The sequence below is a fragment of the Nocardia sp. NPDC051756 genome, from assembly GCF_040681495.1.
In the GTDB taxonomy this organism is placed as follows: Bacteria; Actinomycetota; Actinomycetes; order Mycobacteriales; family Mycobacteriaceae; genus Nocardia.
In genome coordinates this window covers 506,854-526,970 of the sequence record NZ_JBFAYV010000001.1, presented here as the reverse complement: position 1 = coordinate 526,970, position 20,117 = coordinate 506,854, and the positions used below count along the sequence as shown (strand labels likewise).

Genomic DNA, 20,117 nt, shown 5'->3' with positions numbered 1-20,117 from the left:
TTCGGCGGGTGCACGGCGGTTAAGCGGCCGTTTTCTCGGAGACGCGTGGTTTCTCGGCGGCCTTGGTCACCTCGGCGAAGCCGGGACGTCCGGTGCCGATGAAGGCGACCAGCCAGGACGCCACCGCGGCGAACCGGTTGCGGAAGCCGACCAGGTAGAACAGGTGCACGGCGAGCCACATGAACCAGGCGATCAGGCCGCGGAAGGTGATCTTGTCGTTCAGCTTGGTCACCGCGCTGAACCGGCTGATCACCGCCATGCTGCCCTTGTCCCAGTACTTGAACGCGGTGCCCGCCTGCTTCTTTCGGCGAATGATGTCCGCGGCGTGCCTGCCCTCCTGCATGGCCACCGGCGACTGGCCCGGGTAGCCGTTCAAGGAGGTCATGTCGCCGATCGCATAGATGTCGGCGTAGCCGCCGACGGTCAGGTCGGGATTGATCAACAGCCTTCCGGCGCGGTCGGTTTCGACGCCGGTGGCCTCGGCGAGGACCTTCGCGAACCCGCCGACCTGCACGCCCGCCGACCAGACGATGGTCTCGGCCGCGATGCCGCGTTCGACGCCGCTCTTGTCCTTGACGGTGACCTTGCCCTCTTCGATGTCGGTGACGAAGGTGCCGAGCAGCACGTCGACGCCCGTGCGGGTCAACGACTTCTTCGCGTACTCGGACAGCCCGCCGCCGAACGGGGGCAGCACCTCGCCCGCGCCCTCGACCAGGGTGACCGAAACTTCTTGGTGGTAGTACCTTTTCGCGAGTTCCTTCAGCTGGCCGGCCACCTCGACGCCGGTCGCGCCCGCCCCGACCACGACGAAGCTCAGCAGCCTGCGCTTGGTCTCCTCGTCGGCGCCCGCGGCCTCGGCGAAGACCCGCTGGATCTGTGCGCGAAGGAGTTTGGCGTCGTCGATGGTCTTGAGCGAGAAGGTCTTCTCGGCGAAATCGTCACGGCCGAAGTAGGACTGGCTGGCGCCGGTGGCGGCGATCAGCGAGCCGTACCGGATCCGGCGCTGTTCGCCGTCGTGCTCATAGGTGACGATCGCCTTGTCCGGATCGATGGCGACCACTTTGCCGAGGCGCACGTCCGCCTCGCGGTGGCGGCGCAGAATGGAGGCGATCGGCGGCGCGATCTCCTCCGATGCCAGCACACCGGTCGCTACCTGGTACAACAACGGTTGGAACAGGTGCTCCGGCGTGCTGGAGATCAGCACGTAATCGATACCCGACTTGGCAAGTTGCTTGGCGGCGGAAAGTCCGCCGAACCCCGATCCGACGATGACGACACCCGCGGTTTCGATTCCCGCATCCACGTACTGCATGACAGCCTCCTTCTCTCATTACCAACCGTCATCGGGAACGAAGATATTTCAGGAGTTAGGGCGCATAATTCAGATGACTCTTATCTCGATCCGTCATTAATCGGAGGCGCTGTGGAACTTCGGCAGCTCACCTACTTCGTGGCCGTCTGCGAGGAGCTCAGCTTCAGCGGAGCGGCCGCGAGGTGCTTTATCTCACAGTCCGCGATCAGCCATCAGATCTCCCGGCTCGAGCGCGATCTCGGCGTGCAGTTGTTCGAGCGCTCGACAAGATCGGTGGTGGCCACCGACGCCACCGCACGGCTACTTCCCCTTGCGAAACAGATGCTGAGCCTCGAGTCCGCGATCCGGGCGGCGGTGCGCACCGCGGGCCCGCGGATCCGGCTCGCCGCCAACATGTCCTTCGCGACCCGATCGCTGTCCGCGATCGCCGGCGCCCGCGCGACGCATCCCGAGGCGGAGATCGAGTTCGTGATCAAGCCGTTCCGGCAGCGGATCACCGCGGTGGCCGACGGCGACTGCGATCTCGCGCTGATCCGCGGCAGCGTCGATCAGCCGGGGCTGGAGGTGGAACAGCTGTGGGTGGAGGATCTGGTGATCGCCACCTCCAGCGCGCATCCGCTGGCCACCAGGGAGACGGTGACGCTGTCGGACCTGAGCAGGTATCCGCTGCTGCTGCCGCCGGAGCAGGAACAGGTGTTGCTGCACACCGTGATTCGGTCCGCGTTCGCCGAGCTGCCCACCGGGCCGACGTTCGGTCCGCCGATTCCGCCCGATCACACCGCGACATTGGAGCTGATCAACCGGCCCGACGCGTGGACCGTGCTCTATGCGGAGAGTTCCACCGAGGGTTTGGTCGTGTTGAAGCTGGCCGAGCAGAAGCTGCGCATTCCGGTGTCCGCGGTGCTGCGCAGCGATGTGCGCCGGTCACCGATTCTCACCACGTTGCTCGCCGGACTGCATCGGCCTTGAGCGACGGCGAACCACCCCGAGCCTGAACTCGAGGTGGTTCGCTATGAATCACGCAGTGTCGGAGTCGGTTTCACTCAGGCATTCTCCCGGGCGAAGCTGCGTGCGCCGATCACCATGAGTACCAACGCAACCGCCACGGTGATACCGGTGCCGAGGTAGACATCGGTGCTGCCGAAATCTCCCCGGAACAGCGCCCGCGCAGCATCCACGGTGTGCGAGAACGGATTCGCCTTCGCGATGTTCTGCAACCAGGTCGGCCCGACGGCCATCGGCAGCAGGATTCCGGACAGCAGCATGATCGGCAGGGTCACGCTGTTCAGCACGGAGGCCAGGGTGCCCTCCTCCCTCGCCCAGAGCCCGAGCGCGTAGGACGCGGCCGCGAGACCGGCCGACATCACCGCGATCAACAGCACCGACAGCACCAAACCCAGTGGGTCCGGGCGCAATCCTAAGGCCAGGACCGCGACCCCGACCAGGATCAAGGCCTGCACGATCAGCACCACCATGTCCTTGAGCACCCGCCCGAGCAACAGCGCGCCGCGATCGGCGGGCGTAACCCGTTGCCGCTCTATGGCTCCCGCGCGCAGCTCGGAGATGATGGCGAAACCGGCGTACAGCGACCCCAGCAGGCCGGTCTGGATAACCAGTGCGGGCGTGAGGATCTTCCACGGGTCGACATCGCCCAGCGAGGGCGCGATGCCCTTGATCAACGGGCCGAACAGCACCAGATACAGCACCGGCTGCGACAGGCCGATCATCACCCACATCGGGTTGCGCAGATTGCTCCGCAGTTGGGACCAGAAGATCAGTCCGGTGTCGTGGGCGAACCTCATGACCGATTCCCTTCGCGCAGTGAACGTCCGGTGATGGTGAGGAAGACATCGTCGAGGCTCGGCCGCTTGACCGTGATCGCGCCCGGCGTGATCCCCCGCTCGCCCAGCGCCCGCAGCAAGGGCACCACGGCGGCGTCTCCTCGTTCGACCGTCAGGTGCACCACCGTCGCGCCCGCGTCCTCGGCGCGCACCCCCGACCGCACATCGAGCACGTCCTCGGCCACCCGCAGTGCGAGATCGGCTTGCTCGTCGGCGATTTCGAGGCTGACCACGTCGCCGGAGATGCGGCGCTTGAGTTCGTCGGGCGCGCCCTCGGCGACGATGTCGCCGTGATCCAGCACCAGCAGCCGGTCGCAGAGTGCGTCGGCCTCCTCGAGATAGTGCGTCGTGAGCACGATGGTGGTGCCCCGATCCCGCAGTCCCCGAATGTGTTCCCACAGATTGGCCCGGCTCTGCGGATCCAGGCCGCTGGTCGGCTCGTCCAGATAGATCAGCTTCGGGCCGTGCACGAGACCGAGCGCGATGTCCACCCGGCGGCGCTGTCCGCCGGACAGCTGGGCGCACTTGCGTCCACCGAGCCCGTCCAGGTCGAGTGCCGCGAGCAGTTCCTCGGCGTTGCGCGTCGCCTGCGGCTTGCTCAGGCCGAAAAGCCTTGCCTGTAGGACCAATTCGTCGATCACGAGCTCGAGATCGTTGGTCATGTTGCCCTGCGCGACATAGCCGATGCGCGAGCGCACGAGTCGCGCCTCGGTGCGTAGATCCGCGCCGGCGATGATCGCCGCGCCGGCGGTCGGCGCGATCAGCGTGCTGATCATCCGCAGCGTCGTCGTCTTGCCCGCGCCGTTCGGGCCGAGGAGACCGAGGATTTCGCCGTCGTGCACGGCGAAATCGACCCCCTTGACCGCCTCGACGGGACCAGTTCTGGTTTTGAAGGTTCGGGCGAGCCCACGCACCTCGATGACCGCGGTACGCGTGCGGCCACGAACGGTGTCGATCGTTTCCACACCACTCACGGTAGGAACGACCGACCAAATAGTCAAGCTTTACTATTCAGGCTTGATCATGACATCGGTGGTTCCCAGGTGTTCATCGCGTCGTTGACCCCGCCCCACGCATCGAGTTCACCGGTTTCGATGCGCTCCAACGTCTTTCGGGACCAGTTCAGATCCGCGCGGATGTGGTCGGCGGACAGTCGCATCGCGTCGGCTACGTGATGTGGCTCGATCTCGGCGGGGTTCCCGCTGCCCGCCAAGATCCGGGCCACGTCTCGATCGATGAAGACGAGTTCGGCTTCGAACTTGAGAATCCGGCTGCGCAGGGCGGCGATCACGTCCTCGCGCGGCGCGGACGGAAACAGCGCTACCGCCGCGAAATACGGATTCTTCGGCTGCTCGGCGGAGAACAAGGCCTCCCGCAACATCTCGCCGAACTCCTTCTCCCCCTCGCCGGTGAGCCGATAGGTGGTGCGCTCAGGGCGAGCACCGTCCTGCGTGACACCCTCCACCGCGATGAGCCCGTCGCGCTGCAAGGTGTTCAGCGCACCGTAGATCGACCCCGGCTTCACATTCGCCCAATCGTCGGCATGCCAGGACAGCAGCTCACGCCGAACGTCGTACCCGTGCACCGGTTGCAGCAGCCGGACGATGGCGAGCACCAGCATCCGGGTGGTAGGAACAGCCATACTCGCAGGCTATCGCACCCGCGGCGGCGAATCGGAACGCCTTCCCGCACAGCAGGTTCCGGACACACGAACGGCCCCGAGCCGAAGCCAGGGGCCGTTCGATCAAGCTGCTGCGATCTAGCCCTTGTGGGACTTGACCGCTTCGGTCAGCTGCGGTGCGACGTTGAACAGGTCGCCCACGATGCCGTAGTCCGCGATCTCGAAGATCGGGGCCTCTTCGTCCTTGTTGACCGCGACGATGGTCTTCGAGGTCTGCATGCCTGCCCGGTGCTGGATGGCGCCGGAGATGCCCAGGGCGATGTAGAGCTGCGGCGAGACCGTCTTACCGGTCTGGCCGACCTGGAACTGACCCGGGTAGTAGCCCGAGTCGACCGCGGCACGCGAGGCGCCGACGGCGGCACCGAGCGAGTCGGCCAGTTCCTCGACGACCGAGAACTTCTCGGCGGAACCGACACCGCGACCACCGGAGACGACGATGTTCGCCTCGGTGAGCTCGGGACGGTCGCCCGCGACGATCGGCTCGCGCGCGGTCACCTTGACCACGCCGTCTTCCTGCGCGGGCACCTCGACGGTGACCTTCTCGCCGGCGCCGGCCTGCGCGGAGGCCTCGATGGCGCCCGGGCGCACCGAGATCACCGGCACGTCGCCGGTGGCCTTCGCGTCGACGGTGAACGCGCCACCGAAGATGGAGTGCACGGCGGTGCCGTCCGACTTCACGTCGATGACGTCGACCAGCAGGCCGGAGCCGATGCGGGCGGCGAGGCGGCCCGACACCTCCTTGCCTTCGGCCGAGGCGGCGACGATGACGGCGGCCGGGGAGACCTGCTCGGTCAGCGCGGCGAGCACGTCGATCTTCGGGGTGAGCAGGTAGTTCTCCACGTCGTCGGACTCGGCGATGTAGATCTTCGCCGCGCCGGCCGCGGCGAGCGCCTCGGCCAGCTTCTCGCCGGTGCCCGCGGTGCCGAGCACCACGGCGGCCGGCTCACCCAGGTTGCGGGCGGCGGTCAGGAGCTCGGTGCTGACCTTCTTGATCGCACCGTCTGCGTGCTCGATGAGCACAAGTACTTCAGCCATTTGTGTTCTCTCCTAAGCAGTCTCAGACCGGCGAAATCAGATGATCTTCTGACCGACGAGGTACTGGGCGATCTTCGTGCCGCCGTCGCCCTCGTCCGCGATCTTCTCGCCCGCGGTACGCGGCGGCTTCGGGGTGGCTCCGGTGACGGTGGTGCCCGCGTTCGCGACACCGACGGTCGACGGGTCGACGCCCAGATCGGCCAGCGTGAAGGTCTGCACTTCCTTCTTCTTCGCGGCCATGATGCCCTTGAAGGAGGGGAAGCGCGGCTCGTTGATCTTCTCGGTCACGCTGACGATGGCCGGGAGGGTGGCCTCCAGCTTGAAGACGCCATCATCGGTCTCGCGCTCGCCGGTGACCTTGTCGCCGTCGATGGTGAGCTTGCGCAGGTGAGTGAGCTGCGGCAGGCCGAGGTATTCGGCGATGATCGCGGGGACCGCACCGGCGCGACCGTCGGTCGCCTCGTTGCCCGCGATGACCAGCTCGACACCTTCGACCTGGCCGAGCGCGCTCGCCAGCACCCAGGCGGTCTGCACGGCGTCGGAGCCGTGGATCGCCGGGTCGTTGATGTGGATGGCCTTGTCGGCGCCCATGGACAGCGCCTTGCGGATGGCCTCGGTGGCCCGGTCCGGACCGGCGGCCAGGACGGTGACCTCGCCGCCCTGCGCCTCCTTGATCAGCAGCGCTTCTTCGACGGCGCGCTCGTTGATCTCGTCGAGGACGGCGTCGGCGGCTTCGCGATCGAGGGTGTAGTCACCATCGGTCAGCTTGCGCTCGGACCAGGTGTCGGGAACCTGCTTGATGAGTACGACGATGTTCGGCATCGGTCTTCGTCGACCTCCTGTTCTGGTTACACGTATGGAGTGGTCGCACAGGCGGCGCCGTACGTCCGTGTGAGTAGCTCAGGGCGTGACACTACCCTACGTTAAGTTACTCGTGGGTAACTTAACCGCTTCTCTCTCACAACGCCAGACCCAGCGATATCGTGCCGGGCTGGAGCCCACCCACGCCACCCCCACCGAACGGTCCATCCACACTGGGTACGGGCATCCCGGTGACCGGGTGCGGGTATCCCGCAAACACTCAGTACCAGTAACGTCGGAATGATGAGCGAGGCTGTGATCCCTGCCGCAGTGGACGACCCGACGGGCATGACCGGCGCCCCGGCGACGACCATCGGCGCCGTCGAACCGCTGCCGTTGACCGGCGAACGGACCGTCCCCGGCATTGCCGAGGAGAACTACTGGTTCCGCAGACACGAGATCGCCTATGCCCGCCTGCTCGACCGCTGCGCCGGAAAAACCGTGCTGGAGGCCGGGTCCGGCGAAGGCTACGGCGCGGACATGATCGCCTCGGTGGCTACCAAGGTCACCGGCGTGGACTACGACACCGGCGCGGTCGAGCACGTGCGCGCGCGGTACCCGCGGGTGGAGATGATCCAGGGCAACCTGGCCGCGCTGCCGCTGCCCGACGCCTCGGTCGACGTCGTGGTGAATTTCCAAGTGATCGAACACCTTTGGGACCAGGGCCAGTTCCTGCGCGAGTGCCTGCGGGTGCTGCGACCCGGCGGCGAGCTGCTGATCAGCACGCCCAATCGGATCACCTTCTCCCCCGGCCGCGACACCCCGCTCAACCCGTTCCACACCCGCGAGCTGAACGCCGCCGAGCTGACCGAACTGCTGGTCGACGCGGGCTTCGAGGTCGCGCAGATGACCGGCGTGCACCACGGCGCGAGCCTGAAAGCGTTGGACGCCAAGCACGGTGGCTCGTTCATCGACGCGCAGATCGAGCGCGCGCTGGCCGGCGAACCGTGGCCGGCCGACCTCACCGCCGACGTCGCCGCCGTCACCATCGACGATTTCGCCCTGATCGCCGACGACATCGACGCGAGCCTGGACCTGGTCGCCATCGCGGTGAAGCCTTGAGCAAGGCGGCGGTTCCCGGCCAGTTCAGCCTGGTCCTGCACTCCCATCTGCCCTGGTTCGCCCACCACGGCCGCTGGCCGGTCGGCGAGGAATGGCTCTACCAATCCTGGGCGGCGTCTTACCTTCCGGTCGCCGAGGTGCTGAGAACGCTTGCCGCCGAAGGACGTTCGCATCTGCTCAGCCTGGGCATCACGCCGGTGCTGGCGGCCCAGCTGGACGACCCGCACTGCCTGGCCGGCATGCACCACTGGCTCGGCAACTGGCAGCTGCGTGCCGACGAGGCGGCGATGGCCGGCAACGTCGCCCTCGGCCGGCACGAACATCGTTTGGCCACAGCGGCTTTGGCGGATTTCGAGCAACGCTGGCGGCACGGCGCCGCGCCGGTCTGGCGCGAGCTGATCGACGCCGAGACCATCGAATTGCTCGGCGGTCCGCTGGCGCATCCGTTCCAGCCGCTGCTCGATCCGCGACTGCGCCAGTTCCAGCTCACCGAGGGCCTGAGCGACGCGCGACATCGCTGGGGGCACACGCCGACCGGCATCTGGGCGCCGGAATGCGGCTACACACCGGGCATGGAGATCGGTTACGCCGAGGCCGGTGTGACCCATTTCATGGTCGACGGACCCGCGCTGCGCGGCGACACCACCCTCGGCCGCCCGGTGCGGGACTCCGATGTGGTCGCGTTCGGCCGCGACCTGCAGGTGAGCTACCGGGTCTGGTCGCCGAAATCGGGCTACCCGGGCCAGAGCGCCTACCGTGACTTTCATCACTACGACCACGCGACGGGTCTCAAGCCGTCCCGGGTCACCGGCAAGACCGTGGCCGGACCGGACAAGGCCCCGTACGACCCGGAACTCGCGGCCGCGGCGATCGGCCGCGACGTCGACGACTTCGTCCAGACCGTGCGCGAGCGATTGATCAGCGAATCCGCGCGGATCGGCAGGCCCGCGCTGGTGGTGGCCGCGTTCGACACCGAACTGTTCGGGCACTGGTGGCACGAGGGCCCGCAGTGGTTGGCCCAGGTGTTGCGGGCACTGCCCGAAGCGGGCGTCGACGTCGGCACGCTGGCCGACGCGCGGGAACGCGGATTCGTCGGAGAGCCGGTGCCTTTGGCCGATTCGTCCTGGGGTTCGGGCAAGGACTGGCGGGTCTGGGCCGGGGATCAGGTGCAGGACCTGGTCGAACTCAACGACGACATCGTGCGGCTCACCCTGGACACGGTCGACAAGATGCGCCCGGCCGACGGCGCGCTCGCGCTGCGCGACAACGTCGCCGATCAGTTGCTGCGCGAGGCCATCCTCACCGTGTCCAGCGACTGGGCGTTCATGGTCAGCAAGGACTCCGCCGCGGGCTACGCGCGCGACCGCGCGCACCGGCACGCGCATGCCGTGCGGGAGATCGCGGCCGCCGTCGGAGCGGGTCAACTCGCGAAAGCACAGCAGTTGGCGGCAGGATGGGGGTCGGCTGACGGACTCTTCCCCGGTGTGGACGCGCGACGACTCGGGAGCGCCGGGTCCGGAGGAAGCTTCGCCGCGGCTGCCGAGCACGCCGCGTCCAGCGCAGAAGGACATGCATGAAGATCTTGATGGTGTCGTGGGAGTACCCGCCGGTCGTGGTCGGCGGGTTGGGCAGGCATGTGCATCACCTGGCCACCGAGCTGGCCGTCGCGGGCCACGAGGTGGTCGTGCTGGCGCGGCGCCCCTCCGGCACCGACTCCTCGACCCATCCCACCCACTCCTTCATCGCCGAGGGTGTGCTGGTGGTCGCGGTCGCGGAGGACCCGCCGGTCTTCGATTTCGGCGAGGACATGCTGGCCTGGACGCTGGCCATGGGGCACGCCATGGTGCGGGCCGGCATCGCGCTGGGCAAGCCGGGCATCGGTGACGGCTGGGCGCCCGACGTGGTGCACGCGCACGACTGGCTGGTCGCGCACCCCGGCATCGCGCTGGCCGAGTACTACGACGTCCCACTGGTGTCGACCATTCACGCCACCGAGGCCGGCCGGCACAGCGGCTGGGTCGCGGGCAAGGTCAACCGGCAGGTGCATTCGGTCGAGTGGTGGCTGGCCAACGAGTCCGACGCGCTGATCACCTGCTCGACCTCGATGCAGGACGAGGTGGAACGCCTCTACGGCCCGGAGCGGGTGCCGATGACGGTGATCCGCAACGGAATCGACGTGGGCGCGTGGACCTTTCGGCCGCGCTCGCCGCGCACCGGCCCGCCGCGGCTGCTCTATGTCGGCCGGCTCGAATACGAGAAAGGCGTGCAGGACGCGATCGCCGCGTTGCCGCGCATCCGCCGCGCCCACCCCGGCACCACGCTCACCATCGCCGGCATCGGCACCCAGTTCGAGTGGCTGCGTGAGCGCGCCCGCGTGCACCGGGTGGCCCGCGCGGTGAACTTCGCCGGCCAGCTCGACCATGCCCAGCTCCTCGGCTGGCTGCACGGCGCCGACGCCATCGTGCTGCCGAGCCGCTACGAACCCTTCGGCATCGTCGCGCTCGAGGCCGCCGCCGCAGGCACCCCGTTGATCACCTCCACCGCGGGCGGACTCGGTGAGGCGGTCATCGACGGCGTCACCGGCGCCTCGTTCGACCCCGCCGACGTCGACGGCCTGGTCGACGCGGCCCGCGCCACCCTCGACGATCCCGTCGCCGCCCAGGACCGGGCCTACGCCGCCCGCGAACGCCTCACCGCGGATTTCGCCTGGGACGTCGTCGCCGCCGAAACCGCGCAGGTCTACCACTCCGCCAAGCGCCGCGTCCGTAATCCCCTCGGCCGGCCGAGCATCGTCGAACGCCCACTCCCCGAACGGGATCCGAAGCCGCTCTAGGCGTCCATCTTCTTGATGATGCGCTGGATGGTGAGCCACGTGCGCGTGGTCATGTTCTTGCCATAGGTCTTCTCGAGCCAGCCCATGTATTCCGGCGTCTTGCCCGATTCGCGGTTGTCGATCACCGCGAGGAACGCGCTGCACGGCTTGTCGTAACCGACGATTCGGGTGAGCGGATCGAGCTGGCCGGGCAGCGTGCCAGGCTTCATCTTGCGGTCCTTGGCGAACGTGGCGACGAGGTAGGTGCCGCGCTCGTGGGTGAGACCGGGGAACGGATCGGTGTCGAGCAACGCCTGGAGTTCGTCGCGCGTACGGATGATCGTGCCGCCGGCGATGCCGAGTTCGGCATTGAGCGCCTGCTTGATCCGCTCCTCGAGCCCGCTGACATCGGTGTCCGCACTCTGGAACACGATATTGCCGCTCGACAGCACCGACGCGACCTTCTGGAACCCGAGCCCGTCGAACACGCCGCGCAACTTCTCGTTGCTCATGTTCGGGTTGCCCGGGCCGATCCCGCGCAACAACGCCGCGTAACGGTTCACGCCGTCTTCGCGCCGTTCTTCTTGCGCTCGATATCTTCCAGTGCCGCAAGGTATTGCGCGCGCTCCTCGGCGCTCGCCTCCCAGGCGGCCTTGCGATTCTTGACCACCTTGGCGGGCGCGCCGACCGCGATGCTGTAGTCCGGAATCTCCCCCTTGACCACGGCGTGCGCGCCGAGCACGCAGCCACGGCCGACGCGCGTCTCGCGCAGCACCGTCACCTTGGCCGCGATCCAGGTGTCCGGGCCGATCCGGACCGGGCTCTTCACGATGCCCTGGACCTTGATCGGCAGGGTGATGTCGTCCATCTTGTGGTCGAAGTCGCAGATGTAGCACCAGTCGGCGACCAGCGTGGATTCGCCGATCTCGATGTCGAGGTACGTGTTGACGACGTTGTCCTTGCCGAACACCACCTTGTCGCCGATGCGCAGCGAACCCTCGTGGCAGCGAATGGCGTTGCCGTCGCCGATGTGCACCCAGCGGCCGATCTCCATCCGGCCCAGCTCGGGCGTCGCGTGGATCTCGACCCGCTTGCCGAGGAAGACCATGCCGCGCAACACGATGTGCGGGTTGGCCAGCCGGAACTTGAGCAGCCGGTAGTAGCGCACCAGGTACCAGGGCGTGTAGGCCCGGTTCGCGAGCACCCAGCGCAGCGACGCCGCGGTCAGAAAGCGCGCCTGCTGCGGATCCCGGCGGCGCGATCCCCGCCAGCGCGAGCGCAACGGTGCGCCCCACATGCTCGTCACGAACGGCTCTCCTGTCGTGGTCCAACGGCTGGTCGCCACGTCAGCGGCGACGGGTAGAGCATAACGGGCGCGGTCCGGCTCGATCCGGCCACCGACCGGGCACCCGCGCGAACCACAACGGCAGGACTCGGAACACCCGCGCGGACCGCTACCGTACAGTGACTGCTGCGCCGAGGGCGGCGCCCCCCGAATCCACACGCGTACACCCGAACCGGGTCGCTCCAGAGTTGTGGGTCGGCACGCTTTAGTCTCGTGCGAGCGGAAACGACGACAGGAGTGCAGCAGGTGCGAAGCGGCGTACTGGCTAGTTCCATGTGGCGGCCGTCCCGGGTGCGGGTAGTCGCGTCGCTGGCCGCGGTAGGTGCGCTGGCCCTAGCCGGTTGCGGTACCGATGTCGACGACATCGCGGTCGGCCCAGGTAAGGGCTGGCCCGCCGCGTATCACGACGGCCGCAACGGCGGCAGCAGCCCGGTGACCGGCGCCAAGAAGATCGCGTTGAGCTGGACGCGCCCGATCGGCGGCCCGGTCGCCGAACCGGTCACCATCGGCCCCGACGGGCAGCTGTTCCTGACCACGAACACGCCGACCTGCACCCTCTACTCCTTCCAGATGGCCACCGGGCGTAAGCGTTTCTGCAGCGGGCTCGGTCCCACCGCGATCGCGACGCCGTCGGTGGTGGACGGCATGACGAACGTCTACGTCGGCGACGACAAGGACAACGTCGGCGCGGTCATCTCGTTCAACTACCTCGGTCAGCCGCGGTGGCGCACCACGGTGGCAGGCGCGCCGGTCTCGACCCAGTTCACCGGCGACGGAAACCTGTTGACCGTCACCCAATCCGGTCAGGTCGACGTGCTCTCCCGGCAGACCGGCCAGCGCGTCGTCTCCACCGTGCAACTGCTCGGCCAGCCGGACTTCCTGAACAACCCGAACCTCACCTGGCCCGCTGCCGGGCAGGGCCTCGACGAATGCCACGTCGGCGAACCGCAGTGCCCGGTCGCGAACATCTCCGCGGTCGACACCGCGACCGGACGCTTCTTCGTCACGGTATGGAAGCCGGGTCAGCCGACCGCCGCGCTGGTCGCGCTTCGGTACGCGGACAACAAGATCCAGCAGGAATGGAGCGCTGACCTGCTGTTCGGCGGCAGCGCCACCAGCCCGACGCTGTCCCCCGACGGCAAGACCGTCTACGTGGGCGACAACACGAACCGGTTGATGGCGGTCAATGCTGCGGACGGCCGCACCAAATGGGTGCAGCCGCTGGAATTCACGCCGCGCGGCGGCATTTCGGTGTCCAGCGACGGCCTGATCATTCCGTCCGGCGACGAAGGTTATCTGCTCGCGCTGCGGGACAAGGGTGACGCGGCCGAGGTCGCTTGGGAGCGCAAGGATCTCGATCTGCGCGGTACCCCGGTGCAGACCGCGGGCGGCACCGGTTACACCGCCGCGGCGATCGGCGAGGGCCTGAACCTCATCACCTTCGACACCAAGACCGGTACGACCATCGACTCCGATGTGCTCCCCGGCGCGCAGGGCAGCACCACCGGCACGTCGATCGGCGCCCAGGGTGAGGTCATCGTCGCCACCCGCATCGGCGAGCTGTTCGTCTTCAAGCCCGAGCGCTGACCTCGGTCAGCGGGTCGCGGCGACGGCGGTACACAGGAACGCCGTCGGGGTGCGGCCTATCCGGGTGATCACCAGGGTGAAGGGTTGGGCGCCTTGGGGTTTGAGGGTGCGGCGGAGTTTGTCGGGATCTACGTCTACGCCGCGGACCAGGATTTCCAAGGGGCCGCAGTCGTGGCGGCGGAGTTCGGCGCGGAGGCTCTTCTCGCGGTAGTCGAGACGATCGATGACGCGGAAGCCGCGGATGCCCGGCGGCACGGCGTTGCCGGTGAGGTAGGCGATGCGTGGATCCAGTTGCCAGAGGCCGTATTTCGCGGCATAGTGCCGGACCAGGCCGGCGCGGACGACGGCGCCGTCGGGATCGATGATCCAGTCGCCGGGTTCCTGCTCGGGGATGTCGTCGGGGTCTGCGTCGGTGAGGGTGAAAGACGTTCCGGCCGAGGACGATACGGTCGCGCGACGAGTGACCTCGGCTTCCGACAGACCAGGCGACCACAGACACGCCTCGCGCACCGCGCCGTCCAACGAGACCACTTCGATTTCCCCGGACCAGTCGAGCCGGTCGAAATCCAGTCCGGGCGCGCACTTTACGGCGATTTCCCGGTCGGGATAGGCGGCGAGCAGGTCCGGCAGCGGCGGCTGTAGCTTGGCCGGGTCGTGTGTGCGCTTTCCGTCCGCGCGCCGCGCCGGGTCGGCGATGACGACGGTGTCCCTGCTCACCGGCACGAGCGCATCAGCCTTGGCGAGCAACACACTTCGGCGGCCGGCCAGGTTGTGCGCGGCCATCGACAACCGCGCGTCATCCAGGTCGCTGCCGATGACGGCCGGGCACACTCGTGCGAGTTCGGCGAGTTCCGCCCCGATCGAGCAGGTCACATCGTGCACGGCCCGCCCGGCCAATCGAGCGGCCCGCTGCCGGGCGACCAACGTCGGGGTCGCCTGCTGCAACGCGTCGTCGGTGAACAACCAGTCCCCCGCGTCGACGAGCTTCGCCCCCGCCTTACGCCGCAACCGCACCGTCTCGACGAGCGCCGCGGCCCGGTCGGCGTAGGCACGCCGCACCCACGCCAGATCACGCAGGTGCGACGCCTGGGTCAGCTCCAGCCGATCCACCTCGGTCAGCGCGGCAATACCCGCCGAGCTGCCGAGGTAGGCGACATCCTCTCGACTGAAGCCGTAGCCCACTACTTGGCAGACGTGCCCGGCTTCACGCCGGTGATCATCGCATTGTAGAAGAACTGACGCGGCACCACTCGGCGCATGACGTTCTCGTCCAGCCAGCTCAGGCGCAGCCACGCCTTGTACATGGCCAGCCGGTAGCCCATGGTCAGCTTCTCGTCCGGCACGGCCGCCTCGAAGGTGCGCACCGGCCAGCCCCACAGCGCCGCCGCGAACTCCTCGGTGGAGGCCTTGACCTCGACCGCACCGGCCGAACTCGCCATCCGCTCCAGCTCGCTCGGATCGAACGTGTGCAGGTCGACGACCGCCTCGAGCGCGGCGGCCCGGGAGGACTCGTCCAGCTCGGTCTGCGGGCGCCGCCAGCCGGCCAGCTGCGGCAGCTTGGTGACGGTGGTGGTGGCCTTCCAGGTGATCCGGCCGAGCCAGCGGGCGTAGAAGTTGCCCGCGGTGGTCGGCTCGCCGGCGAAGACGAAGCGCCCGCCGGGCTTGAGCACGCGCAGGCATTCCTTCAGCGCGAGTTCGACATCGGGGATGTGGTGCAGCACCGCGTGTCCGCAGACGAGGTCGAAGGTGTCGTCCTCGTACGGGATGGTCTCGGCGTCGGCGACCCGGCCGTCCACATCCAGGCCGAGGTGCTCGGCGTTGCGCAGCGCGACCTTCACCATGCCGGGCGACAGGTCGGTGACCGAGCCGGACTTGGCCACGCCGCCCTGCATCAGGTTCAGCAGGAAGAAGCCGGTGCCGCAACCGAGTTCGAGGGCGCGATCGTAGGGCAGCGGCGCCGGGCCGACGGCCGCGTCGAACCGGCCGCGGGCGTATTCGATGCAGCGTTCGTCATAGGAAATCGACCATTTGTCGTCGTAGGTCTCGGCTTCCCAGTCGTGATAGAGCACCTGGGCGAGCTTCGTATCCTTGCGAGCTGCTTCGACCTCTGCCTCGGTGGCGTGCGGGTTAGGCGCGGGGTCGTCGGGACGTACCGTCATGGAGGCCAAGCCTACCCAAACCCGCTGATCCGGCCTGCTGTCGGCCCATGGTTTCCGGTCACAGCTGGACCGCCGGCCAGATAGGAACCTGTTCCGATCAGGTGATCTACGACAAACCGCTGCTCAGACCGGCACAAACCGGGTCGCGAAGATCACCGCCGGGACCGCTCAGCGACCGACGAAAGCCGCCGAGCCGGGGCCGTCGGCCAGGTAGGACTCGGTGCCGATCCGGCGGTCTTCGGTGCCGAACAGATCAGACCATTCGGTCTGCGCACGGTCGAGGCCGTGTGGGCCCGCCTCGAACACCGCCTTCGCGGCGGCGAGCGCGCGAGCGGGGCCGTCGGTGAACTGCTGGGCCCAGTTCAGCGCGGCGGTGTACACGTCGTCGGGCGGCACGACCTCGTCGACCAGACCGAGCGTGCGCGCCTCCTCGGCCTCGACGAAGCGGCCGCTGTAGACGAGGTCCCTGGCCGGTCCCGGACCGATCAGCAGCGACAGCCGCCGGATCCCGGCCAGCGGGATGAGCCCGGCCTTGATCTGCGGCAGGCCGAGCTTGACGTTGTCGCCGATGATCCGCCGATCCGCGCCGAGCGCGAGCTCGAGGCCACCGCCGAGGCAATAGCCGCTGATCGCGGCGACGGTCGGCTGCGGCAGCCGGGCCAGGCAGCCGAGGTCGCGTTGCAGATCGCCGGCCATCGCGCGGGCCTGATCTTCGCTGAGCCCGGCCAGCTCGGTCAGATCGTCGCCCGCCGAGAAAACGCGCTCGTCGCCGTAGAGCAGGACCGCGGCCACCGTCGGGTCCGCGGCCACCGTGTCGGCCGCGTGCGCCAGCTCCCGCACCAGCTGCGCGTTCACCAGGTTCATCGGCGGGCGGGCGATCCGGAGGACGGCGACGCGCCGCGCGGGAGCACCCTCGAGCAGATCCAGGGTCACGAATTCGGCCATGGGACGCACGCTACCGGCCCTGCGGTGCCTTACTTGCGCACGGATCCCTTGAGCCTGCTCGCATCCGGGAGACCGGCGAAGTAGCGCTCGCCGTCCGGGAAACTCAGCATCCGCTCGCCGGTGTCGGCGGACAGCACCGGCATGATCGGCTCGATGACCGGCTCGGCGGCGAAAATCTCGGCGGTGGAACCGAATTCACCGAGCGCGTCCAATTGCGACCAGGTGGGCGGCAGCAGGATGTCGGTGCCGGCCCGCCAGCGCTCGAGTGCCTCGGCCGGGGTGCGCCACTGCACCTCGGCCGCCTCGGAGGTGGCGCCGTCGGCCAGCTGGCCCTGCGGCAGCACCGCGACGAAGAACCTGGTGTCGTAGCGGCGCGGCTCGACCACCGGGGTGATCCAATTCGCCCACGGCCGAAGCAGATCCGCGCGCAGCACCAACTGCTCCGCGGCCAGGAAACCGGCCAGGGACAGCTCGCGGCGTTCCAGCTTGCCGCGGGCGTCGCGGTAGCCGGTGGTGTCGGAGACGACGGTGCCGGCGGTCGGGCCGGCCAGCAGCACTCCGCATTCCTCGAACGTCTCGCGCACGGCGGCACAGACCAGCGCCTTGGCCCGCGGCTCGGTGGTGGCGAAACGCGCTGCCCACCAGCCAGGTTCGGGTCCGGCCCAGTCGATGTCGGCGGTGCCGTCGGCGGGGTCGACACCCCCGCCGGGGAACACGGTCATGCCCGCGGCGAAAGCCATCGCGCCGACCCTGCGCTGTAGGAAGATCTCCGGACCGGATGCGCCGTCGCGCACCAGCATCACCGTCGACGCGTCCTTGGGCGACGGAGCCTGAGAGTCACCAGGCGCATTTGTCTCACTCACTCCTGCACCATAACGCGCGCTCGGTGAGCGCCGTCACGGGCAGCGGGTCAGCGGTGGCGGTGCTTGCCGGCGCGACGCGCGCGCCGGGCGAAGTAGCGGCCGTCCACCCGGTCGAGTGCGATCGCCTGACGGAAGGCGTCGCTGAGGTTTTCCGAGGTCAGCACGTCAGTGAGCAAACCTTGCGCGACCACTTCGCCTTCGTTGAGCAACAGTCCGTGGGTGAAGCCGGGCGGGATCTCCTCGACGTGGTGGGTGACCAGCACGATGGCGGGCGAGTCCGGGTCGGCGGCGAGATCGCCGAGCCGTTCCACCAGTTCCTCGCGGCCGCCGAGGTCCAGGCCCGCGGCGGGTTCGTCGAGCAGCAGCAGCTCCGGGTCGGTCATCAGCGCGCGGGCGATCATCACCCGCTTGCGCTCGCCCTCCGACAGCGTGCCATAGGTGCGGTCCGAAAGGTGTTCGGCGCCTAGGCTTTCCAGCATGTTGATGGCGCGGTCGGTGTCGACGTCGTCGTAGCGTTCGCGCCAGCGGCCGAGCACCGCGTAGCCGGCCGACACCACCAGGTCGCTGACCTTCTCGTCGCGCGGCACCCGGCCGGCCACCGCGGCCGAGGACAGGCCGATCCGCGGCCGCAGCTCGCTGACGTCTACCTTGCCGAGCACCTCGCCGAGCAGATGGGCGATGCCCGAGGTCGGGTGCATCTCGGCGGCGGCCATGCGGAGCAGTGAGGTCTTGCCCGCGCCGTTGGGGCCGAGCACGACCCAGCGTTCGTCGAGCTCGACCTGCCAGGTGACCGGCCCCACGAGCGTGTGGCCCGAGCGGCGAACGGTGACGTCGGTGAAATCGATGAGCAGATCGGGATCCGGTTGCGGCACGCGGTCCATCTTGGCCCACCCGCCCGGCTACTCGCCAACGCGGGCGGGTGTGAAAAGCGTGTCGCTCGGGTCAGCGGCGGCGGCCGAGCGCGAAGAGATCGCGAAGCCGCTGGTCGTCGGGTTGATCCGGATGTCGATGGTCGTCATCGTCCGACTTGTGTAGCAGCCGGGCCACGATGAGTGCCAAGGGAACCGACAGGAGCACCCACAGGGCGAGAATCACCAGCAGCGTCGTCATAGCTGGTCCTTCCTTCGGTCGGCAAGGCCGCGATGCCTGTGCCGATGCATCGAGCGTCCGCCTGGTAGCTCGGCACGGGTAGGGCACAACGTCCTCGGTGAAGTTGCTCAAAGACATACCCCGATCGGACCCGCGCAACGCGCAACCGGCGCGGGCGATTTCCGGCGGCTACGAGGATCGGGCCGGCACCGCGATCACCGTCATCGAGCCGGGCGCCACCTCGGTGAACCCGGCGTCGCGCACCGCCACCGCCCTGCCGCGCGCGACCTCATCGGCCAACGCCTTCCATTGTCGCGCATCAGCTTCCCGTACGGAGCAACGGAATTCCTGTTCGGCCCAGCGCAACGCCTGTTCGGCGGTGAGCGCGCCCGCCAGCAACATGCTGGCATGACCCACCTGCGCGGCCGCCTTGCCCAAGGTCATGCCGAGCCGCGAATCGACCCACAGCACCGGCAATTCCGGGTCGGCGGGCCCCGGATCGTCGGGCTCGAGGTCGGTGCCGCCGATCTGCAACCGCCGGATCCGCGGATCGACCTCGCCCACCGGTCCGGGCACGAACGCGCGCGCCTGCGCACCGTCGACCTCGACGGTGACGCCGTCCACCTCGTTCGCCGCGAGCCACTGCGCGCCCCTGGCCCGCCGGCTCACCTTGCGGATGCGTGAGCGCTTCCAGGCCAGGTAGCGCTCGGCCCACTCGCCACCCGGACCGACCCGCGGGTCCAGGCACAGCGCCACCGACGCGGTCGCCGCCGCGGCGAGCAACGCGCTGCGCGGCGGCGGATCCTGCTTGGGCAGATGCAGCACGATCTGCATCGCCTGCACCATGGCCGGATCGTCGGGGTCGCCCGCGCCGCCGTAGCCCTGCGCGAGTTCCGCGTGCCGGACACGGAACCCTTCCACATCGAATTCCACCGGCTGCTCAGGGTTTTCCAGGGCGTCCCGGACTCCGGCACCACATTCCGGGATGCTCGACATCACTCCACCTTGATCGTCATCGAAAACTTTTGCGCGGGTTCGATTCCCTGCTCCCACGGCCGCAGATAGTCCATCGAGAGCTTGGTGATGCCCGCCGCCTTCCCGACGAAGGTCCACACCGAACCACCGCCGGAACCAGGGGCGACCGGCACGTTCGGATCCGGCTTGAACCCCGGATCCCCCTGCGCCTGAAGCAGATTCGCGTCCAGCTCGGTGATCTGCCACAGATACCCGGTGGACGGATTCGCGGGCAGCGTCACCACCAGCGACTGCCCGACGGCGAGCTTTCGCTCCTGCCCGTTGTCGGCCTCGGTCGCCGTCACCGCGGCAGGCCCGGGAGCCGACGTCGGCGCGGCCGAGGAACTCGCCCCCGAATCGGTCGAATCGTTCTTGCCACACCCGACAACAGCCAATCCGAGCAGCAGCACAAGCAGAGATTTCCGCAACGCACCCTCCGATTTCGCCCCGACGATCCTGGTCCGCGCCAGCCTACCGACGGCGACCGACGAACTCGGCCATCGACACCGGC

21 protein-coding genes are annotated in these 20,117 nt (G+C 68.4%); 5 read left to right on the top strand and 16 right to left on the bottom strand.

Features of this window, described 5'->3' with window-relative positions:
• Positions 1–19 precede the first annotated feature (19 nt).
• A complete protein-coding gene (locus AB0M22_RS02525; protein WP_364720096.1) occupies positions 20–1,312 on the bottom strand; it encodes an NAD(P)/FAD-dependent oxidoreductase in 1,293 nt (430 codons plus the stop codon).
• A 111-nt stretch (positions 1,313–1,423) separates the two neighbouring features.
• Between AB0M22_RS02525 and AB0M22_RS02520 the strand changes: the two genes are divergently transcribed.
• Positions 1,424–2,281: a LysR family transcriptional regulator gene (locus AB0M22_RS02520; RefSeq protein ID WP_364720093.1), complete on the top strand. Its 858-nt coding sequence runs from the start codon at positions 1,424–1,426 to the stop codon at positions 2,279–2,281.
• Between the two features lie 74 nt (positions 2,282–2,355).
• Here the strand turns inward: AB0M22_RS02520 and AB0M22_RS02515 are convergent, their stop codons facing one another.
• From AB0M22_RS02515 to AB0M22_RS02495, 5 genes are all read right to left on the bottom strand, one after another.
• Complete coding sequence (locus AB0M22_RS02515) at positions 2,356–3,114, bottom strand: ABC transporter permease (RefSeq protein ID WP_364720091.1); 759 nt, start codon at positions 3,112–3,114, stop codon at positions 2,356–2,358.
• Positions 3,111–4,118, bottom strand: a complete 1,008-nt coding sequence (locus tag AB0M22_RS02510; protein ID WP_364720089.1) for an ATP-binding cassette domain-containing protein — start codon at positions 4,116–4,118, stop codon at positions 3,111–3,113. The genes AB0M22_RS02515 and AB0M22_RS02510 overlap by 4 nt, the downstream gene beginning before the upstream one ends.
• Before the next feature lie 56 nt (positions 4,119–4,174).
• On the bottom strand, positions 4,175–4,795 hold the full coding sequence (locus tag AB0M22_RS02505) for a PadR family transcriptional regulator (RefSeq protein WP_364720086.1): 621 nt from the start codon (positions 4,793–4,795) through the stop codon (positions 4,175–4,177).
• A 117-nt stretch (positions 4,796–4,912) separates the two neighbouring features.
• On the bottom strand, positions 4,913–5,869 hold the full coding sequence (locus AB0M22_RS02500) for an electron transfer flavoprotein subunit alpha/FixB family protein (RefSeq protein WP_150405402.1): 957 nt from the start codon (positions 5,867–5,869) through the stop codon (positions 4,913–4,915).
• A 36-nt stretch (positions 5,870–5,905) separates the two neighbouring features.
• Positions 5,906–6,691, bottom strand: coding sequence for an electron transfer flavoprotein subunit beta/FixA family protein (locus AB0M22_RS02495; RefSeq protein WP_150405401.1), 786 nt, complete (start codon positions 6,689–6,691; stop codon positions 5,906–5,908).
• A gap of 327 nt (positions 6,692–7,018) precedes the next feature.
• On the opposite strand from AB0M22_RS02495, the gene AB0M22_RS02490 reads away from it, so the two are divergent.
• From AB0M22_RS02490 to AB0M22_RS02480, 3 genes are read left to right on the top strand one after another with little or no spacing between them, the layout of a single operon-like run.
• Positions 7,019–7,792 carry a methyltransferase domain-containing protein gene (locus AB0M22_RS02490; RefSeq protein WP_364721612.1) on the top strand — a complete coding sequence of 258 codons (774 nt, stop codon included), beginning with the start codon at positions 7,019–7,021 and terminating at the stop codon, positions 7,790–7,792.
• Positions 7,789–9,369: a glycoside hydrolase family 57 protein gene (locus AB0M22_RS02485; RefSeq protein ID WP_364720082.1), complete on the top strand. Its 1,581-nt coding sequence runs from the start codon at positions 7,789–7,791 to the stop codon at positions 9,367–9,369. The genes AB0M22_RS02490 and AB0M22_RS02485 overlap by 4 nt, the downstream gene beginning before the upstream one ends.
• Complete coding sequence (locus AB0M22_RS02480; protein WP_364720080.1) at positions 9,366–10,625, top strand: glycosyltransferase family 4 protein; 1,260 nt, start codon at positions 9,366–9,368, stop codon at positions 10,623–10,625. The genes AB0M22_RS02485 and AB0M22_RS02480 overlap by 4 nt, the downstream gene beginning before the upstream one ends.
• Here AB0M22_RS02480 and AB0M22_RS02475 read toward each other — a convergent pair.
• Positions 10,622–11,167, bottom strand: coding sequence for a DUF1697 domain-containing protein (locus tag AB0M22_RS02475; protein WP_364720078.1), 546 nt, complete (start codon positions 11,165–11,167; stop codon positions 10,622–10,624). The genes AB0M22_RS02480 and AB0M22_RS02475 overlap by 4 nt on opposite strands.
• Positions 11,164–11,910, bottom strand: a complete 747-nt coding sequence (locus AB0M22_RS02470; RefSeq protein WP_364720076.1) for an acyltransferase — start codon at positions 11,908–11,910, stop codon at positions 11,164–11,166. Before AB0M22_RS02470 ends, AB0M22_RS02475 begins: the two co-directional genes overlap by 4 nt.
• A 312-nt stretch (positions 11,911–12,222) precedes the next feature.
• Here AB0M22_RS02470 and AB0M22_RS02465 point away from each other — a divergent pair, with 312 nt between their 5' ends.
• Positions 12,223–13,536, top strand: coding sequence for a PQQ-binding-like beta-propeller repeat protein (locus tag AB0M22_RS02465; RefSeq protein ID WP_364721610.1), 1,314 nt, complete (start codon positions 12,223–12,225; stop codon positions 13,534–13,536).
• Positions 13,537–13,542: 6 nt separating this feature from the next.
• Here AB0M22_RS02465 and AB0M22_RS02460 read toward each other — a convergent pair whose 3' ends face one another.
• From AB0M22_RS02460 to AB0M22_RS02425, 8 genes are all read right to left on the bottom strand, one after another.
• A complete protein-coding gene (locus AB0M22_RS02460) occupies positions 13,543–14,718 on the bottom strand; it encodes a class I SAM-dependent methyltransferase (RefSeq protein WP_364720074.1) in 1,176 nt (391 codons plus the stop codon).
• Positions 14,718–15,695, bottom strand: coding sequence for a class I SAM-dependent methyltransferase (locus tag AB0M22_RS02455; RefSeq protein ID WP_364720072.1), 978 nt, complete (start codon positions 15,693–15,695; stop codon positions 14,718–14,720). The genes AB0M22_RS02460 and AB0M22_RS02455 overlap by 1 nt, the downstream gene beginning before the upstream one ends.
• 168 nt (positions 15,696–15,863) lie before the next feature.
• Positions 15,864–16,640 carry an enoyl-CoA hydratase-related protein gene (locus AB0M22_RS02450; RefSeq protein ID WP_364720069.1) on the bottom strand — a complete coding sequence of 259 codons (777 nt, stop codon included), beginning with the start codon at positions 16,638–16,640 and terminating at the stop codon, positions 15,864–15,866.
• A 29-nt stretch (positions 16,641–16,669) separates the two neighbouring features.
• A complete protein-coding gene (locus AB0M22_RS02445; protein ID WP_364721608.1) occupies positions 16,670–17,440 on the bottom strand; it encodes an NUDIX hydrolase in 771 nt (256 codons plus the stop codon).
• A 110-nt stretch (positions 17,441–17,550) separates the two neighbouring features.
• A complete protein-coding gene (locus tag AB0M22_RS02440; RefSeq protein WP_364720067.1) occupies positions 17,551–18,384 on the bottom strand; it encodes an ABC transporter ATP-binding protein in 834 nt (277 codons plus the stop codon).
• Positions 18,385–18,445: 61 nt separating this feature from the next.
• Positions 18,446–18,613 carry a hypothetical protein gene (locus AB0M22_RS02435; RefSeq protein WP_364720064.1) on the bottom strand — a complete coding sequence of 56 codons (168 nt, stop codon included), beginning with the start codon at positions 18,611–18,613 and terminating at the stop codon, positions 18,446–18,448.
• A gap of 168 nt (positions 18,614–18,781) precedes the next feature.
• Positions 18,782–19,588: an aminoacyl-tRNA hydrolase gene (locus AB0M22_RS02430; RefSeq protein ID WP_364720061.1), complete on the bottom strand. Its 807-nt coding sequence runs from the start codon at positions 19,586–19,588 to the stop codon at positions 18,782–18,784.
• The gene (locus AB0M22_RS02425) at positions 19,588–20,034 is read right to left on the bottom strand and encodes a protease inhibitor I42 family protein (RefSeq protein ID WP_364720058.1); all 447 of its coding nucleotides are present in this window, start codon (positions 20,032–20,034) and stop codon (positions 19,588–19,590) included. The genes AB0M22_RS02430 and AB0M22_RS02425 overlap by 1 nt, the downstream gene beginning before the upstream one ends.
• Positions 20,035–20,117 lie beyond the last annotated feature (83 nt).